The 14,797-nt window shown below is 73.0% G+C and carries 17 protein-coding genes; 5 read left to right on the top strand and 12 right to left on the bottom strand.

Annotated features, from left to right (window positions below):
* The first annotated feature begins 3 nt into the window (after positions 1-3).
* Positions 4-1,650 carry a cytochrome bc1 complex cytochrome b subunit gene (gene qcrB, locus ACFPP6_RS00945; protein WP_382035822.1) on the top strand — a complete coding sequence of 549 codons (1,647 nt, stop codon included), beginning with the start codon at positions 4-6 and terminating at the stop codon, positions 1,648-1,650.
* Between the two features lie 18 nt (positions 1,651-1,668).
* On the opposite strand, the gene ACFPP6_RS00940 is transcribed toward qcrB, so the two are convergent.
* Positions 1,669-2,226: a TetR/AcrR family transcriptional regulator gene (locus ACFPP6_RS00940; protein ID WP_382035819.1), complete on the bottom strand. Its 558-nt coding sequence runs from the start codon at positions 2,224-2,226 to the stop codon at positions 1,669-1,671.
* Positions 2,227-2,351: 125 nt separating this feature from the next.
* Between ACFPP6_RS00940 and ACFPP6_RS00935 the strand changes: the two genes are divergently transcribed.
* Together ACFPP6_RS00935 and ACFPP6_RS00930 are read left to right on the top strand one after the other, a co-directional pair.
* Complete coding sequence (locus tag ACFPP6_RS00935) at positions 2,352-3,290, top strand: hypothetical protein (RefSeq protein WP_382035816.1); 939 nt, start codon at positions 2,352-2,354, stop codon at positions 3,288-3,290.
* Positions 3,291-3,750: 460 nt separating this feature from the next.
* A complete protein-coding gene (locus ACFPP6_RS00930; protein ID WP_382035813.1) occupies positions 3,751-4,857 on the top strand; it encodes a phosphoenolpyruvate carboxykinase (ATP) in 1,107 nt (368 codons plus the stop codon).
* 61 nt (positions 4,858-4,918) lie between these two features.
* On the opposite strand, the gene ctaF is transcribed toward ACFPP6_RS00930, so the two are convergent.
* The 10 genes from ctaF to gvpO form a co-directional block, all read right to left on the bottom strand.
* Positions 4,919-5,308: an aa3-type cytochrome oxidase subunit IV gene (ctaF, locus tag ACFPP6_RS00925; RefSeq protein ID WP_382035810.1), complete on the bottom strand. Its 390-nt coding sequence runs from the start codon at positions 5,306-5,308 to the stop codon at positions 4,919-4,921.
* The gene (ctaD, locus tag ACFPP6_RS00920; RefSeq protein ID WP_382035808.1) at positions 5,305-6,987 is read right to left on the bottom strand and encodes an aa3-type cytochrome oxidase subunit I; all 1,683 of its coding nucleotides are present in this window, start codon (positions 6,985-6,987) and stop codon (positions 5,305-5,307) included. The genes ctaF and ctaD overlap by 4 nt, the downstream gene beginning before the upstream one ends.
* Before the next feature lie 105 nt (positions 6,988-7,092).
* The gene (locus ACFPP6_RS00915) at positions 7,093-7,371 is read right to left on the bottom strand and encodes a gas vesicle protein K (protein ID WP_168091859.1); all 279 of its coding nucleotides are present in this window, start codon (positions 7,369-7,371) and stop codon (positions 7,093-7,095) included.
* A complete protein-coding gene (gene gvpJ / locus ACFPP6_RS00910; RefSeq protein ID WP_382035803.1) occupies positions 7,368-7,553 on the bottom strand; it encodes a gas vesicle protein GvpJ in 186 nt (61 codons plus the stop codon). The genes ACFPP6_RS00915 and gvpJ overlap by 4 nt, the downstream gene beginning before the upstream one ends.
* Positions 7,550-8,416, bottom strand: coding sequence for a GvpL/GvpF family gas vesicle protein (locus tag ACFPP6_RS00905; RefSeq protein ID WP_382035801.1), 867 nt, complete (start codon positions 8,414-8,416; stop codon positions 7,550-7,552). Before ACFPP6_RS00905 ends, gvpJ begins: the two co-directional genes overlap by 4 nt.
* Positions 8,406-8,795, bottom strand: a complete 390-nt coding sequence (locus tag ACFPP6_RS00900) for a gas vesicle protein (RefSeq protein WP_382035798.1) — start codon at positions 8,793-8,795, stop codon at positions 8,406-8,408. Before ACFPP6_RS00900 ends, ACFPP6_RS00905 begins: the two co-directional genes overlap by 11 nt.
* Positions 8,792-9,004: a gas vesicle protein GvpG gene (locus ACFPP6_RS00895; RefSeq protein ID WP_382035795.1), complete on the bottom strand. Its 213-nt coding sequence runs from the start codon at positions 9,002-9,004 to the stop codon at positions 8,792-8,794. The genes ACFPP6_RS00900 and ACFPP6_RS00895 overlap by 4 nt, the downstream gene beginning before the upstream one ends.
* Positions 9,001-9,717, bottom strand: a complete 717-nt coding sequence (locus ACFPP6_RS00890) for a GvpL/GvpF family gas vesicle protein (protein WP_382035792.1) — start codon at positions 9,715-9,717, stop codon at positions 9,001-9,003. Before ACFPP6_RS00890 ends, ACFPP6_RS00895 begins: the two co-directional genes overlap by 4 nt.
* Complete coding sequence (locus tag ACFPP6_RS00885; protein ID WP_058041723.1) at positions 9,714-10,133, bottom strand: gas vesicle structural protein GvpA; 420 nt, start codon at positions 10,131-10,133, stop codon at positions 9,714-9,716. The genes ACFPP6_RS00890 and ACFPP6_RS00885 overlap by 4 nt, the downstream gene beginning before the upstream one ends.
* Positions 10,134-10,240: 107 nt before the next feature.
* Positions 10,241-10,561: a gas vesicle protein GvpO gene (gene gvpO / locus ACFPP6_RS00880; RefSeq protein ID WP_382035789.1), complete on the bottom strand. Its 321-nt coding sequence runs from the start codon at positions 10,559-10,561 to the stop codon at positions 10,241-10,243.
* A 173-nt stretch (positions 10,562-10,734) separates the two neighbouring features.
* Between gvpO and ACFPP6_RS00875 the strand changes: the two genes are divergently transcribed.
* Entirely contained in the window at positions 10,735-12,126 is a 1,392-nt protein-coding gene (locus tag ACFPP6_RS00875) for a glutamine synthetase family protein (protein WP_382035786.1), read from the top strand.
* A gap of 65 nt (positions 12,127-12,191) precedes the next feature.
* On the top strand, positions 12,192-13,337 hold the full coding sequence (locus ACFPP6_RS00870) for an amidohydrolase family protein (protein ID WP_382035783.1): 1,146 nt from the start codon (positions 12,192-12,194) through the stop codon (positions 13,335-13,337).
* A gap of 102 nt (positions 13,338-13,439) precedes the next feature.
* On the opposite strand, the gene ACFPP6_RS00865 is transcribed toward ACFPP6_RS00870, so the two are convergent.
* Entirely contained in the window at positions 13,440-14,711 is a 1,272-nt protein-coding gene (locus tag ACFPP6_RS00865) for a hypothetical protein (RefSeq protein WP_382035780.1), read from the bottom strand.
* Between the last annotated feature and the right edge of the window lie 86 nt (positions 14,712-14,797).

Raw genomic sequence — 14,797 nt, 5'->3', positions numbered from 1 at the left:
CGGGTGAAAGAGAAGGTCCGGGAGGCGGCCCTGACCGGCTTCGTGGCGCTGGACCGGCGGCTGCCGGCCGCCGAGGCGGCCAAGGCCCTGCTGCGCAAGGCGTTCCCCGACCACTGGTCGTACCTGCTGGGGGAACTGGCCCTCTACAGCTTCGTCGTCCTCGTGCTCACCGGCTCCTACCTCACGCTCTTCTTCGATCCGGGCATGACGCAGAGCGTGTACGCCGGGCCCTACGAGCCGCTGCGGGGGCTGCGGATGTCGCAGGCCTACCTCTCGACGCTCGACCTGAGCTTCGAGGTGCGCGGCGGGCTGCTGATGCGGCAGGTCCACCACTGGGCCGCGCTGATCTTCGTGGCCGCGATCTCCGTGCACATGCTGCGCGTGTTCTTCACGGGCGCCTTCCGCAGGCCCCGGGAGGTCAACTGGATCGTGGGGCTGACGCTGTTCGTCCTCGCGCTCCTCGAAGGGTTCGCCGGCTACTCGCTGCCCGACGACCTGCTGTCCGGGACCGGGCTGCGGACGGCCCACACGATCGTGCTGTCGATCCCCGTCGTGGGCACGTACCTGAGCTCGTTCATCTGGCGCGGGCCGTTCCCGGGGCACGTGATCATGCCCCGGCTGTACGTCGTGCACGTGCTCTTCGTGCCCGGCGTGCTCATCGCCCTGATCACCGTGCACCTGCTCCTGGTGGTCTACCTCAAGCACACCCACTGGGCGGAGCGCGGCCGGACCAACCGCAACGCGGTCGGGACGCCCATGTTCCCGCAGTTCGCCACCAAGTCCTCGGGGCTGTTCCTGATGCTGTTCGGCCTGCTGACCGCGCTCGGCGCGCTCGCGCAGGTCAACCCCGTGTGGGCCTACGGCCCCTACCGCGCCGACCAGGTGGCGACGGACGCCCAGCCCGACTGGTACGTGGGGTTCCTGGAGGGGGCGCTGCGCGTCATGCCCCCCTGGGAGAACGTGCTGTGGGGGCACACCTTCATGTGGAACGTGCTCATCCCTGCGGTCATCCTGCCGGGCGTGCTGTTCACGGGCCTCTACCTGTACCCCTTCATCGAGAAGTGGGTGGCGGGCGACCGCACCGAGCACCACCTGAGCGACCGCCCCCGCAACCAGCCCGCCCGGACCGCCCTGGGAGTGGCCGGCATCGTCTTCTACGCCGTGCTGCTGGCCGCAGGCGGGAACGACGTGATCGCGTTCTCCTTCCGGGTCTCCGTCAACACCCTGACCTGGATCTTCCGCATCGCGGTGGTCGCCGGTCCGGTGCTGGCCTTCTGGGCCACCAGGCGGATCTGCCTGGCCCTGCAGGCCCACGACCGCACGCTGCTGGCCGAGGGCCAGGAGAGCGGGAACGTCGAGCAGGACGTCCAGGGCGGGCTCGGCGAGGGCCACGTGCCGCTGTCCGCCGCCCACGGCTACCGCCTGATGGTGCGTGAGGTCCCGCGGCCGCTCGCGGCCCCCGCGGGGGAGCTGCCCCGCAGGCAGCGGCTGCGGCTGGCCCTGAGCTCGTGGTACTACCGCGACCGCGTGGAGATCCCGGTGACGCCGGAGCAGCGGCGGGCGATCGAGGAGCGCACCACCGCGCCGGTCGAGCCCGGCGAGCCGCCCCCGCCCGCCGGACCGAGCGAGCCGGCCGAGCGGGGCACGTAGCAGGCCCGGCGTGCTGCCCTACTGCAGCAGCCGGCGCTGGATGAGCTCCATGACCTCGGCCGGGCTGCGCTCGCCGTGGTCGACGTCCAGGAGGCGGTTGCCGATCCACACCGTGAAGCACAGCGTGCAGCGGACCTCGACGTCGTCGGGATCGGTGCAGAATTCGCCGAACAGCTCGCGCATGTAGTCCATCCGCCGGTTGTCGACGCGCCGCAGCCGTTCCGCCACGGCCGGATCGCGCCGCGACCAGTCGCGTACCGCGAAGTCGGTGAAGATGTCGGTGAGCAGGCCGTCGCCGGAAGCAGCGACGGTGAACAGCCGCTGCAGCCTGGTCCGCGCGTCACCGCCGGCGGCCTCGACCTTCTCGATCACCGCCGTGGTCGCGTCCCCCTCCCACGCGTCGAGCATCTCCTCCAGCAGGGCCTGCCGGTCGGCGAAGTGCCAGTAGAAGCCGCCCCGGGTGACGCCGAGCGCCTGGGCCAGCAACTCGATCCGCACCGCCTCCACCCCGCCGGCGGTCAGAGCCTGAAGACCCGCGGCAATCCAACTGCCGCGCGGGGTACGCGCCACGGCCATGAGACAGGTCACCTCTCCACCATCTATACAGCACTGTATGGATCATCCTATCTTCTTCCGTACAGTGCTGTATGGATTTGGCACTTGGTGAGTACGGCTGATTCCCCGATGGCGGGAGGTACGGCATGAGCACCTCGACGAAAATCATGACGCCGGACACGAGCGCGGCGGCGGTCATGGCACGGCCGTGGGCCCTGTGGGCCGCCGTTGCCGTGGCGACGGTCACCGCGGCGCTGCACACGTTCGCGCAGGCCGCACCGGCCCTTGACGCGCTGATGGCCGGCGACGCCGCCGCCGAGGCCCGGCAGGGGCTCCGGATGATGTGGCACGGCATGTCGGCGATCGCCTGGACCTACCCGGTCGTCCTGGTGCTCCTGCGGCACCGGCCGGCCGCTGTTGCCAGGCCAGCACTCGGCTGCGTCGCACTGCTGAACGGCTCACAGGCGGTGATGTACGTGGCGACCGGGCTGGGGGGCCACGGCATGTCCGGGCTCCTGTCGCTGCCGGAGTGGGCCCTGCACGCTCTCGTGGCGGTCCTCGCCTGGCACGCCCGCCCGGCCCGGCCCCCGGGCGGGCCGGCGCCACAGGCCGGGCCCCGCCGCAGCCGCGGACGGCTGGTGCTGCTGTGGATCGCGCTCGCCTTCTCCGCCTTCATGGCGGTCTTCCACACCGTCAGCGGCACCTTCGATTCATGGCCGGCCGACCTGCTGGACAGCGACACCGCTCTCGACCCGAAACTGACCCTGTACGCGATGTGGCTCTTCAGCTGCGTGCTGTTCTGGACGGTCCCGCTGACCGTGGTGTGGTCCCTGCGGGCACGCACAGAAGCGGGCCGGTTCCTCCTCGCCTACGTCGCCGTCCTCGTAACGGCCCTGGCAGTCTCGTGGACCATCACGAAGGCACTCGGAATCGCCCCCGGCCTGCCGCCGTTCGGGCCGGTGTCCCTCGGCCTCATCGCCACCCTCACCGCCCTGAGCGCACGGCCGCGACCGCGGCCGGACGGACGGAACAGGGTCTGCCGATCGAGCACGATGCACAGTCTCCGCCGCGACCACCGCCGTTAAGGAACTCTGGACACCCCTTGCCGGCCTGGCCCCATTCGGGGCAGGCCGGCAAGGGGTCACACGTTCGCGTCATCACGCGGTTTACGAGCCGCCGAACTCGTTCGTGGGCCCACCGGCCGGGTGAGTAGTGGGCCGCCCAGGAGTCGATGGCCATGGCCGCTGGGTCATCCAGCCGACGGGGTGCACGAGCTGGGAGGTGGCGGCGAACAGCGCGGCTGCCCTCCGCGCCGGCCCGGGCCTGGACGACCGCGTGGTGGCGCTGTCCGTCAACCACGAGGGCGGCCGGTGGAGGGGAATTCCGTTGCGCTCCACCGCCGGAGCCCCCGAGCCTGTGCCTGCCCCGGCTCGATGCCGCCGAGGCCCGGCAGCTGGGCGCCGCGGACGCCAAGCTCCCCGACATCTACCAGCCACTGGCCCGCCTGCACGTCCCCGCACGTCCCTCACGGCAGGAGAAACCGCAGTGACCAGGACCGCTACCCGCATCGCCGCGGCCACCCGGGCCACGACCGTCACCAGCAACAGCACGGTGGTCACCGATTGGGCCCTTCGCTACTTCGGCCCCTGGTGGAACGCCACCGGCACCACCACCGCCGACGACGGCCCGCAGGTGATCGCCGACGTCAACCCGGACCAGGTCACCGAGATCGCCCAGCGCGTGGCCGAGGACTCCGGCGAAGAGACCGTCTACGCCGACTCGGCCATGCTCCTCGGCCGGGGCGGCGACGGCACCGTCTTCGCCTCGCAGCCCGAGGACGAGCTCGCCTACCGGGCCGAGCCCGGCGGCCCCCTGCACGTCTACGGCTGCGAGGACATCCCCGTCGCCCTGGCCGCCGCCCGGCTCGCCCGTGAGGTCGTCCGCGGACAGCTGCTGGCCGACGGCTGGTCGATCCTGCACGCCTCCGCCGTCGTCCGCGACGGGCGGACCGTACTGACGCTGGGCGACAAAGGCGCCGGAAAGACCACCACCGCCCTGCTGCTGGCCCGCTCCGGCTGGCAGCTGCTGGCCAACGACCGCGTCTTCATCCGCCCCGACGGCGACCGGCTGCCGGTTCTGCCCTGGCCCTCGGCCGCCGCCATCGGCCTCGGCCTCCTCGACGCCCTCGGCTGGTACGACCGGGTCCGCGACCGCGTCCGGCACGGCGAACAGCTCCACCCCACCCAGCACCGGAAAGTCACCGATGCCCTCCACTCCGGCAGCCGCACACCCCTGTGGAAGGAATCCGGCAAGGAACTCAAGCCCCAGTTCTTCCCCGACCAGCTCGCGACCTGGCTCGGTCTGACCCTGGCCACCGAAGGACACGCCACCCGCATCCTCTTCCCCAAGATCCTCCCCGGAGCCGGCCCTGCCCTTCTCGACCAGGACCGCACCGTGAGGGCCGGCGACTTCTTCACCGCCGGCACCGAAGACCGCTACCCCGACGTCTTCGGCCTTCTCCCCTCCGGCACCCCTGACACCGAGCCCCTGCTCGAACTCCTCGGCCGGATGCCCGGGCAGGCCGTGATCCTCGGACACGGCGTGAAGGCGAACACCGAACTGCTGGCTCAGGTCACCGATTCAACCGCCTGACCCGATTCGACGGCTGGGGCAGGAGGGCCGGAGCGTGCGACCGCCGTCAACAGCCACCCCCCTAGTCGCGCTGGACGTACTGGAAGGACATTCCGCCCACGCCCGCGGCCAGGACGCCGAAGCCGATGAGGAACAGCCACAGGCCGAAGACGATGCCCAGGGCCGAGACGGCGGCGCCCAGGGCGGTCAGGGCGGGGTAGGCGCTGCGCGGCGGGAAGAAGTCCAGGGGGCCCGCCCGCTCGGCGATGTCGGCCTTCTTCCGGTCCTCCGGCCGGGCGCCCCGGCGGCGGTAGTTCATGGTGAAGAAGAACGCCATGAGCGACGCCATGACGAAGGAGACCGTCAGCGCCGCGGTCCCCGCGGGCTCGCGGCCGGAGAGCCAGACGTAGACGGCTCCGGTGGCGAGGAAGAAGCCGGCGACGCCGGCGAAGAGGACCGCCTCTGTCTTCACTTCTGGATGCTCCTCGTCGGTGCCGTCTCCAGGGCTTCGGGGTGGTGCAGGTCGAAGGCGGGGGAATCGGACCGCACCCGCGGCAGGGCGTGGAAGTTGTGGCGCGGCGGCGGGCAGCTGGTGGCCCACTCCAGGGACCGGCCGAAGCCCCAGGGGTCGTCCACGGTCACCTTCGGCGCGTGGCGGGCGGTGTGCCACACGTTGTAGAGGAACGGCAGGGTCGAGATGCCGAGCAGGAACGCCCCGATGGAGGAGACGGTGTTCATGAGGGTGAATCCGTCGGCGGCCAGGTAGTCGGCGTAGCGCCGGGGCATGCCCTCCTCGCCGAGCCAGTGCTGCACCAGGAAGGTGATCTGGAAGCCGGCGAAGAGGGTGGAGAAGTGGATCCTGCCGAGGCGCTCGTCGAGCATCCGTCCCGTCCACTTGGGCCACCAGAAGTAGAAGCCGCCGAACATGGCGAAGACGACCGTGCCGAAGAGGACGTAGTGCAGGTGCGCGACGACGAAGTACGAGTCGGTGACGTGGAAGTCGAGCGGCGGGGAGGCGATGAGGACGCCGCTGAGCCCGCCGAGGAGGAAGGTGACGAGGAAGCCGACCGCCCACAGCATGGGGGTCTCGAAGGAGATGCTGCCGCGCCACATGGTGCCGATCCAGTTGAAGAACTTCACTCCCGTGGGGACGGCGATCAGGAAGGACATCAGCGAGAAGAACGGCAGCAGGACGGCGCCGGTCGCGAACATGTGGTGGGCCCAGACGCTGGCCGAGAGCATGGTGATGGCGATGGTCGCGCCGACCATTCCGGCGTAGCCGAAGAGCGGCTTGCGGCTGAAGACCGGGATGATCTCGGTGATCACGCCGAAGAACGGCAGGGCGACGATGTAGACCTCGGGGTGGCCGAAGAACCAGAACAGGTGCTGCCACAGCACCGCGCCGCCGTTGGCCGCGTCGAAGACGTGCGTCCCGAACTTCCGGTCCGCCTCCAGGGCCAGCAGGGCCGCGGTCAGCACCGGGAAGGCGAGCAGCGCCAGGATCGAGGTGAAGAGGATGTTCCAGGTGAAGACCGGCATGCGGAACATCGTGAGGCCGGGCGCGCGCAGGCAGACGATGGTGGCGATGAAGTTCACCGAGCCCAGGGTGGTGCTCAGGCCCGCGACCACCAGGCCCATCGCCCACAGGTCGCCGCCGGCGCCGGGCGAGAAGACGGCGCTGTTGAGCGGGGCGTAGGCGAACCACCCGAAGGGCGCGGCCCCGCCGGGCACGACGAATCCGGAGACGACGATCAGGCCGCCGAGGAGGAACAGCCAGAAGGTCATTGCGTTGAGGCGGGGGAAGGCCACGTCCGGGGAGCCGATCTGCAGGGGCATCACGGCGTTGGCGAAGCCGGCGAACATGGGCGTGGCGAACAGCAGCATCATGACGGTTCCGTGCATGGTGACCAGCTGGTTGTACTGCGCGCTGCTGACGATCTGCAGCCCCGGCCGGGCCAGCTCCGCCCGCATCACCATCGCCATCAGCCCGGCGAACAGGAAGAAGCAGAAGGCGGTCACCAGATACATGTTTCCGATCACCTTGTGATCGGTGGTGGTGAGGTAGGTGAGCATTCTGCTGCCCAGCCGGAGGTGCGGACTGTCGGCGGTCTCCGCCGTCCCCTCGGGTCTCTCCTGCTCCAGCTGCGGCATCGCCCCTCCGTGGGCCAGTGCCCGTTGCGGCGGGCGCCACGTGTGTAGCCGTGGCCGCCGTCGCACAAACCAGGGATGGGCCATTCGGACGGGTGGGCCGCCGGCTCACTCGCGCGGCAGCAGGGAGCCCAGCGGGCCGAGGTCGAGGTTCAGGTCGCGCGGCTCCAGGCCGTAGTGCGCGCACAGCTCCCGCATGCGCCGCTCCAGCAGCATCAGCGTGAGGCCGAGGCGCTCCTCCTGCTCCTCGCTCAGCCCGCCCAGCTCCACCCGGCGCAGCGCCTGCGCCTCCATCAGCCGGCGCAGGAGTTCCACCACGGTCAGCACGATCGTGACGAGGTCGCGCTCGACGGCCTCCTCGTCGAGCTCCAGGCGGCGCGTGGTCATGGGTGCTCCTCCCCTTCGACCGAGCTGATGAGGGCGCGCAGGTCGACGCGGACGAGGTCGACGTCGGCGATGCTCAGGGTGAGGTCCCCGGCCAGCACGACGCCGCCCGCGAGCAGCCGGTCGAGGAGGTCGAGCAGCGACAGGCGCCGCTCGGCGAAGGGGCCGCCGCCGGCGCCGGTCACGGCGTGCCCGCGTCGTGGGCGGGTTCCCGCGAGGGCTCGCCGGTCACGAAGGAGTACGGCGCCCACGGGCCGGTCAGCTCCACGCGCAGCCCGTCCCGGGGCGCACGGCCGGCCAGCCCGGCGACGGCGGCGGTGAAGGCGGGGCCTCGCTCGCGGGGCACGAGGTAGGCGGCGTTGAGGACGTTGCGGCCCGGGTGCCCGGTGAGGCGGGGGTTCTGCGGAGGGTAGAGCCGGGTCTCCTCCGCGAGGGTGGCGAGGGCGGCGTGGATGCCGCGCGCGGCCTCGTCCACGTGCCGCCACTTCTCCTCGCGCGCCTGCCGTTCCGCAGCGCGCTGCCGGAGGTAGTCGCGGCCGGACGTGGCGGCGCGCGGCGCTCGTGGGCGGGCCCGGGAAGGCGGGCCCGGGGGCGGGGCGGCCGGCGGCCCGCCGGCGCCCTCCGCCACCGTGTGGATCTTGACTCCCCATTCGGCGCGGCCCTCCAGCCGGTCGAGGGCGGCGCCGAACGCGGCCTGCCGGGACGTCAGCATGCGGCGCACGCCGGCCTCGTCGCGGTAGACGGTCGCGAGCCGCAGCGGCAGCACGCACGGGGCGCCGGCCGACGCCGCGTCGACCACCCGCTGGTGGCCGCGCGCGACGTGCTCCAGCCACGCGAGGTCCTCCAGCCGCTCGCGCAGCCCCTCCTCGTCGAACTCGGCCGCGGGGACGGGCCCCACCAGGACCACGAGACCGCCTTCGCGCACCGCGCGCACCGGCTCGCCGGCCACGCCGGTGACCGTCTCCAGCCGGCTCCCGGCGGCACCGGTGTCCCGCAGGACGGCATAGGCGTACAGCAGTTCCGTACGGTCACGACGGTCACGGTTCACCGGAACTCCTCCTTTCGGGTCCTTCGAGCTCGTCGAGCCCGTCCTGTGCTGCGAGCCCGTCGCGTGCTTCGAGCCCGTCGCGTGCTTCGAGTTCGGCGATGCGGGACCGCAGCCGTGCGTTCTCCGCGTCCATGGCGCGCCGGCGGGCCCCCGAGGACAGGGAGGGGTCGCTCTCCCACCAGTCGATGCCCATCTCCCTGGCCTTGTCGACGGAGGCGACGACCAGGCGCAGCTTGATGGTGAGGAGCTCGATGTCGAGGAGGTCGACGCGGATGTCGCCGGCGATGACGATGCCCTTGTCGAGCACGCGCTCCAGGATGTCGGCGAGGTTCGCCGAAGTGCCGCCGCCGGAGAGCGTCGTCTCGGACCGGCCGGTCATGCCGCACCCCCTCCGGGCTGCTGCCGGACCGCTTCCATGCGGTCCAGCAGGGCGTCCTCGCGCCGGTCGAACTCCTCCTCGTCGATGGCACCGCTCACCAGCTGCTCCTCGAGCACCTCGAGTTCGCGCCGGACGGCCGCCGGGTCGTGGTGGAGGCGCTCGGCCTCGGCGACGACCCGGCGCAGCACCCAGCTCACGAAGGTGATCACGTCGCGAAGCTGTACGGCGGGAGCGGACCGTTGACCTTGATGTCCAGCTGCGGGTGGCGCTCGCCGAGCCGGCCTGCCGCCTCCAGCAGCCGCCCGGCCGCCCGCTCCTCGACGAGGAAGGAGACGTTCAGGAACCAGCCCGCGCTCTCCGGGCCGTCGCAGTGGTCCTCGGCCAGGGGCACCAGCGCGTCGCGCACCAGCCCGGCGTCCAGGACCTCGCGCTCGCGCATGCTGTTCGCGACCATCTCGCCGAAGCGCAGGCGCTGTTCGTAGGAGCCCCCGCCGGCGGCCTTGTTGGCCTCGGCCAGGGCCCGCAGCTCGGCGCTCCCGGCGAGGACGAGGTGCAGGGCGGCGTCCTCCCGGTGCAGAACCTTGACGTTGTACTCGACGCGGCCGGCGAGCCGGTCGAGCTGTTCCTCGTAGCGGCCGGAGTGCTCGGACAGCACCTCGGCCACCTTGTCGTCGCTGTCGGAGACGCTGCCGAAGCGCATCGGCAGCACGGGGGCGCGGCGGCCGGCCGCCGCCAGCACCTGCTGGTGGGCCAGCAGGTCCCGGCGCTTGGGGCGCAGCTGCTCGGGGCAGTCGCTGACGACCGCGGCCAGGCCGTCCCGGCTCACCACCCGTACGGGGCGTGGCGGGTCCCCGATGCCGGTGAGGCCGTCGGGCAGGTCGGTGCTGCCGGCGCGCGCGATGCCGTAGACGTAGGTGGTCACTCGGTGTCCTCCTTCTTGCGGGAGGTGGAGCGGCGGCTGCGGCTCGTCTCCTCGCCGCGGTCGCGCACCTGGTGCAGGGCGTCGGAGACGGTCTGCGCGGCGCCGGACAGGGCGCCCTTGGTCTTGCCGTGGGCGCCGCTCTCGGTCACCTCGCCCACGAGTTCGGGCAGGCCGGCGCTCTTGTGGGGGCCGGATTCCAGGTCGAGGCGGTTACAGGCCTCGGCGAAGCGCAGGTAGGTGTCGACACTGGCGACGACGACGCGTACGTCGATCTTCAGGATCTCGATGCCGACCAGCGAGACGCGTACGAACGCGTCGATGACCAGCCCGCGGTCCAGCACCAGTTCGATCACGTCGTACAGACCGCTGGTGCCGCCGGCGGAGCCGGTGCCCGGTTGCGCAGGGACAACGCTCATCTCGGGCGGTTTCCTCTCGTCTTGTTCTCTCGTCGCGACGCGACCGGCGCACGGCGGCCCGGACTGCCCGGGATCGTGCTGCGCGGATCGCCCGCCGCGGGGGGGGCTCAGCGGGCGTCGGACCTGCCGCGCTCGTAGCGCCGGACGCGGCGGTAGCCGGTGAGCAGGCCGTCGGGGCCGAGGGTGAGTTCGTAGAGCGCCATCACGCTCATCGTCTCGGGGATCCGGGCGACCTCGACCGCCTCGGCCTCCAGCGTCCAGCCGTCCTCGGTCCGCTCGAACCGGGAGACGCCTTCGGGCTGCAGCCCGGTCAGTTCGGCGAACTGCTCGCGGGCCGCGCGGAGTACCTGGGCTGCGGTGAGGTCCGGCCGTGTTCCCGCTTCCGGGCCCGTGCCGGTCTCGTCGGGTATCTCTGCCTCATCAGTCATGGAGTGCCTCGCCCTGCGGATACCGCGTCCCGGCGGGCCCAAACACCCGATCACGGCGCGACCGCCCCGGCCGGCGCCTCCCGCCGGGGCGTCCTTTGCCCGCCGGGCCCGCCACCGTACGGTGTAATGGCCCGCACAGGGCGGTTGAGGGCACCGGCACCCGGGAGCGAGCGTTGGAGACACCACCGCACGAGGCCGCGGCCTCGGCAGCGCGCCAGGAGGCGGCGCGCCTGACGGCCAAGGACATTCACGGCGTCGCACTGACCTGGGTCGACAACGCGGGCATCACGCGCGTCAAGGCCGTCCCCACCGCCCGGCTCGCCCACGCGGCGCAGTGGGGCGTCGGCATGTCCCCCGTCTTCGACGTGTACCTCAGTGACGACTCCGCCGTCACCAGCGCCCACATCGGCGGGCCCGACGGGGACCTGCGCCTCTTCCCCGACCTCGACCGGCTGACCGTCCTCGCCGCCCAGCCGGGCTGGGCCTGGGCCCCGGCCGACCGCTTCGAACAGGACGGCGCCCCCTACGCGGCCTGCCAGCGCGGGTTCGCGCGGCGCATGGCCGGGCGGGCCGCGCGGTCCGGGCTCGAACTGCGCATGGGCTACGAGACCGAATGGGTCGTCACGCACGCGACGGGAGCGGACGGCGAGGCGGACGGGCCGGAGGCGTCCGGCCGCTCCCGGCGCTACGCCGGCCCGGGCCCGGCCTACGGCATGACCCGGATCACCGGGCTCTCCGGCTACGTGCGCGACGTCCTGCAGGCCCTGGCCGCCCAGGGCATCGACGTGCTGCAGATCCATCCGGAGTACTCCCCCGGCCAGTTCGAGGTCTCCACCGCCCCGTCCGGCCCGGTGGCCGCCGCCGACGACGCGGTGCTCGTACGGGAGACGATCCGCGCCGTGTCCGCGCGCCACGGCCTGCACGCCACGTTCGCCCCCGTGGTCGAGCACGGGGCCGTGGGCAACGGCGCGCACCTCCACCTCAGCCTCTGGAAGGACGGCGTCAATCTGTGCCGCGGCGGCGACGGCCCGCTGGGGATGACGCGGACGGGCGAGGCGTTCCTCGCCGGAGTCCTCCGCGCGCTCCCCGAGCTGCTGGCCGTCACCTCCCCGCACCCCGCCGGCTACCTGCGGCTCGCACCGTCCATGTGGGCGGGGGTCTTCCAGTGCTGGGGGCCCGAGAACCGGGAGGCCGCCCTCCGCTTCATTCCCGGTCCGGCGAAGGACCTCCAGGGCGCCAACGCCGAGATCAAGTGCATCGACGCGACGGCCAACCCGTACCTGGTGGCCGGCGCGGTGATCGCCGCCGGACTCGACGGCATCGACCGGAAGTGCACCCTGCCGGCTCCCGTCAGCGGCGATCCGGCGGTCACGCACGCCGGGGTTCCCCGTCTGCCGGCCGCCCTGCCGGAGGCGCTCGGCCACTTCCGCGGCTCGGCCCTCCTGCGCGAGGCCCTCGGAGAGCCCCTCTACGAGGCCTTCCTCGCCGTCCGCGAAGGCGAGCACGCCCGCCTGCAGCACCACACCCCGGAAGCGGTCGTCGCGGACCTCCGGCACCGCTACTGACCCGATGGTGCCCGCCCCGAAGTCACAGACCCGACCGACCCGACGTCGTGAAGAAGGCGGCAGCCATGGCGAACCGGACAGCGACCGCACCGCCCGCCGAACAGCCCTCCGGCGGCGGGCTGGTGGACCACCACTGCCACGGCGTGGCCCGGGGCCCGCTCACCGGGTCGCGCTTCACGGCGTACCTGACGGAGTCCGACGCACCGGCAGCCGACGGCACCACGTTCTTCGACAGCCAGCTGGGCTTCGCCGTGCGCCGCTGGTGCCCGCCCCTCCTCGGCCTCCCGGCCCACTGCCCGCCCGGCGACTACCTGGCCCGGCGCACCGAGCTGGGCGCGGACGAGGTGAACCGGCGGCTGCTCGGCGCCACCGGAATCACCGACTACGTCGTCGACACCGGCCTGGCCGACGCCCTCACCACCCACCACGAGCTCGCCCGCGCGGGCGGAGGGCGCGCCCACGAGATCGTGCGGCTGGAGACCCTCGCCGAGCGCACGGCGGACAAGGCAGGCACCGGCCGGGAGTTCCTCGACGGCCTGCAGGAGGCGGTGCACGCGGCGGCCCGCACCGCCGTGGGCTTCAAGTCGGTGGCCGCCTACCGCCACGGACTCGACTTCGACCCGGCACCGCCGGGCCCCGGGGAGCTGCGGGCCGCCACGGACGGCTGGCTGGCCGCACGCGAGCCCGGCGGCCGCCTCCACGACCCCGTCCTCCTGCGCCACCTGCTGTGGACGGCGGCCGCGACCGCGCTGCCCCTGCAGATCCACACCGGTTTCGGCGACCCCGACCTGCGCCTCCACCGCAGCGACCCGGCGCTCCTCACCGACTTCATCAAGGCGGTGCGGCCGACGGGCTGCCCGCTGGTCCTGCTGCACGCCTACCCGTACCACCGCAACGCGGCCTACCTGGCCCAGGTGTTCCCGCACGTCTACGCCGACGTCGGGCTGACCCTCTCGTACACCGGGGCGCGCGCCACGGCCGTCCTCGCGGAGGTGCTGGAGCTCGCCCCGTTCGGGAAGGTCATGTTCTCCACCGACGCCTACGGGCTGCCGGAGCTGTACGTCGTCGGCGCCCGCCTGTTCACCCGGGCGCTGGGGCAGTTGACGGAGTCGTGGGCCGGTGAGGGCGCGTGGTCCGCGGCCGAGGTGCCGCGGATCACCGGGCTGATCGGATCGGGGACCGCACGGCGCCTCTACGGGCTCCCGGCTTGAGCCCCCGGCACGAGACCCCGGCGGCGTGAGGCCGTGCACGGGCGCGGGCCCCTCGCCGTCGTACCGCAGGCCCACCCGGCCTGACGGGGCATCAGTGGGGCATCAGCGAGCCACCCCGGGCCAGGACTCCTCCGCTTCCTGCAGGCGCGCCCGGATGTGCTCGGCCGCGCCCTCGCCCCCGGGAATGCGCTCCCACAGCGCGAGCAGGGCGGGGGCGAGGCGGATCGCCCCGTCGCCGCTGTGCTGCCAGCAGTAGTGCGCCCGCTTCACCGCGGCCAGCGCCTCCTCGTCCGCCGGCCCGCTGCGGCCCAGGCGTGCGCCTGCGGCCGCCATCCACAGCTCGGCGGCCCGTGCGTGGTCGCCCGCCATGCGCGCGAGGTCCGCACGGACCTCGACCCACAGACCCGCCTCGGGGCTGTCCGGGCCGTGGCGGCGCAGGGCCTGCTGCTCGCCTGCGGCGGCCATGGCCGCCGCCTCGTTGTGCCGCCCGGCGTGGGCGGCGGCCAGGATGACCGGCAGCAGGTCCTCCCGGGGCGGGGCCTGCTCTCCGGCGGGGGCGGGTGCTGGGGCGGGGGCGGGCGCTACGGACACCGCGGGCGCCTCGGGCCGCTGCACCGGCGCAGGGTGCGGCAGCACGGGGGCCGGAGAGGGTGCCGCCGCGTGCCGGGGCCGGGGGTGGGGACGGGCGCCCGCGGCGACGTTGGCCAGGACCGGTCCCGGCGCGCCCCACTGCAGGGGCAGCGTCTCCGCGCCCAGGCCCGCCCCGAGCAGGGCCCGTTGGTGCAGGGCGGACGCGTCGAGCACGGCGCCGCCCCGGTAATCGCCGGTCTGCAGCGCTTCGAGGAGCGCCCGCGTGTACGGGCCCGCCTCGCGCGCGGCGACCGGCGGGACGGGGTGGACGACGCCGAACAGCGGGACGCCCTGCGAGAGTTCCCCGGACTGCGCGCCGCTCTCCACGTGCGGCCGGGCGGCCGGGTCGGCCTCCAGGTCGGCCAGCACCAGCACCGGGCCCGCGTGGGCCTGCAGGGTGCGCAGCAGCCAGGCCCAGGGCAGGCCGGTGTAGCGGACGGTGGCCGGGGTGCTGCCGGGCAGGGCCAGGTGGAGCTCGCCGCCGCGACGGGCCGGGATCATCAGCCGTCCGGTCACCCAGACCAGGAGCGGGCCGGGCACGGCCGCGGCGTGCTGCAGATAGGCCAGGGCGCTCTGCGGCCCCTCCACCGCGGGCAGTTGCACGACGTCGACGGCGTCCGCGGCGAGGAAGCGGCGGGGATTGGCGCCCGCAATGGCATGTGCGGTCGGATTCGGCAGGACGCCTCGTCGCCGGTCAGGCGTACCGTCCAGTAACAGCACACAACCCCGGGCCGTGTCGACCACTACGCACTTCCTCCCTGGCAGCACACAAAGGCACAGGCCACTGTAGAGCCCATGGGCACGGGCAGGGGAAGAACGTCCCTCCCGCC

Origin of the sequence: Streptomyces aureoversilis, from assembly GCF_042657885.1 — a bacterium.
Lineage (GTDB): Bacteria > Actinomycetota > Actinomycetes > Streptomycetales > Streptomycetaceae > Streptomyces > Streptomyces aureoversilis.
This window is presented reverse-complemented; position numbering and strand designations above follow the sequence as displayed.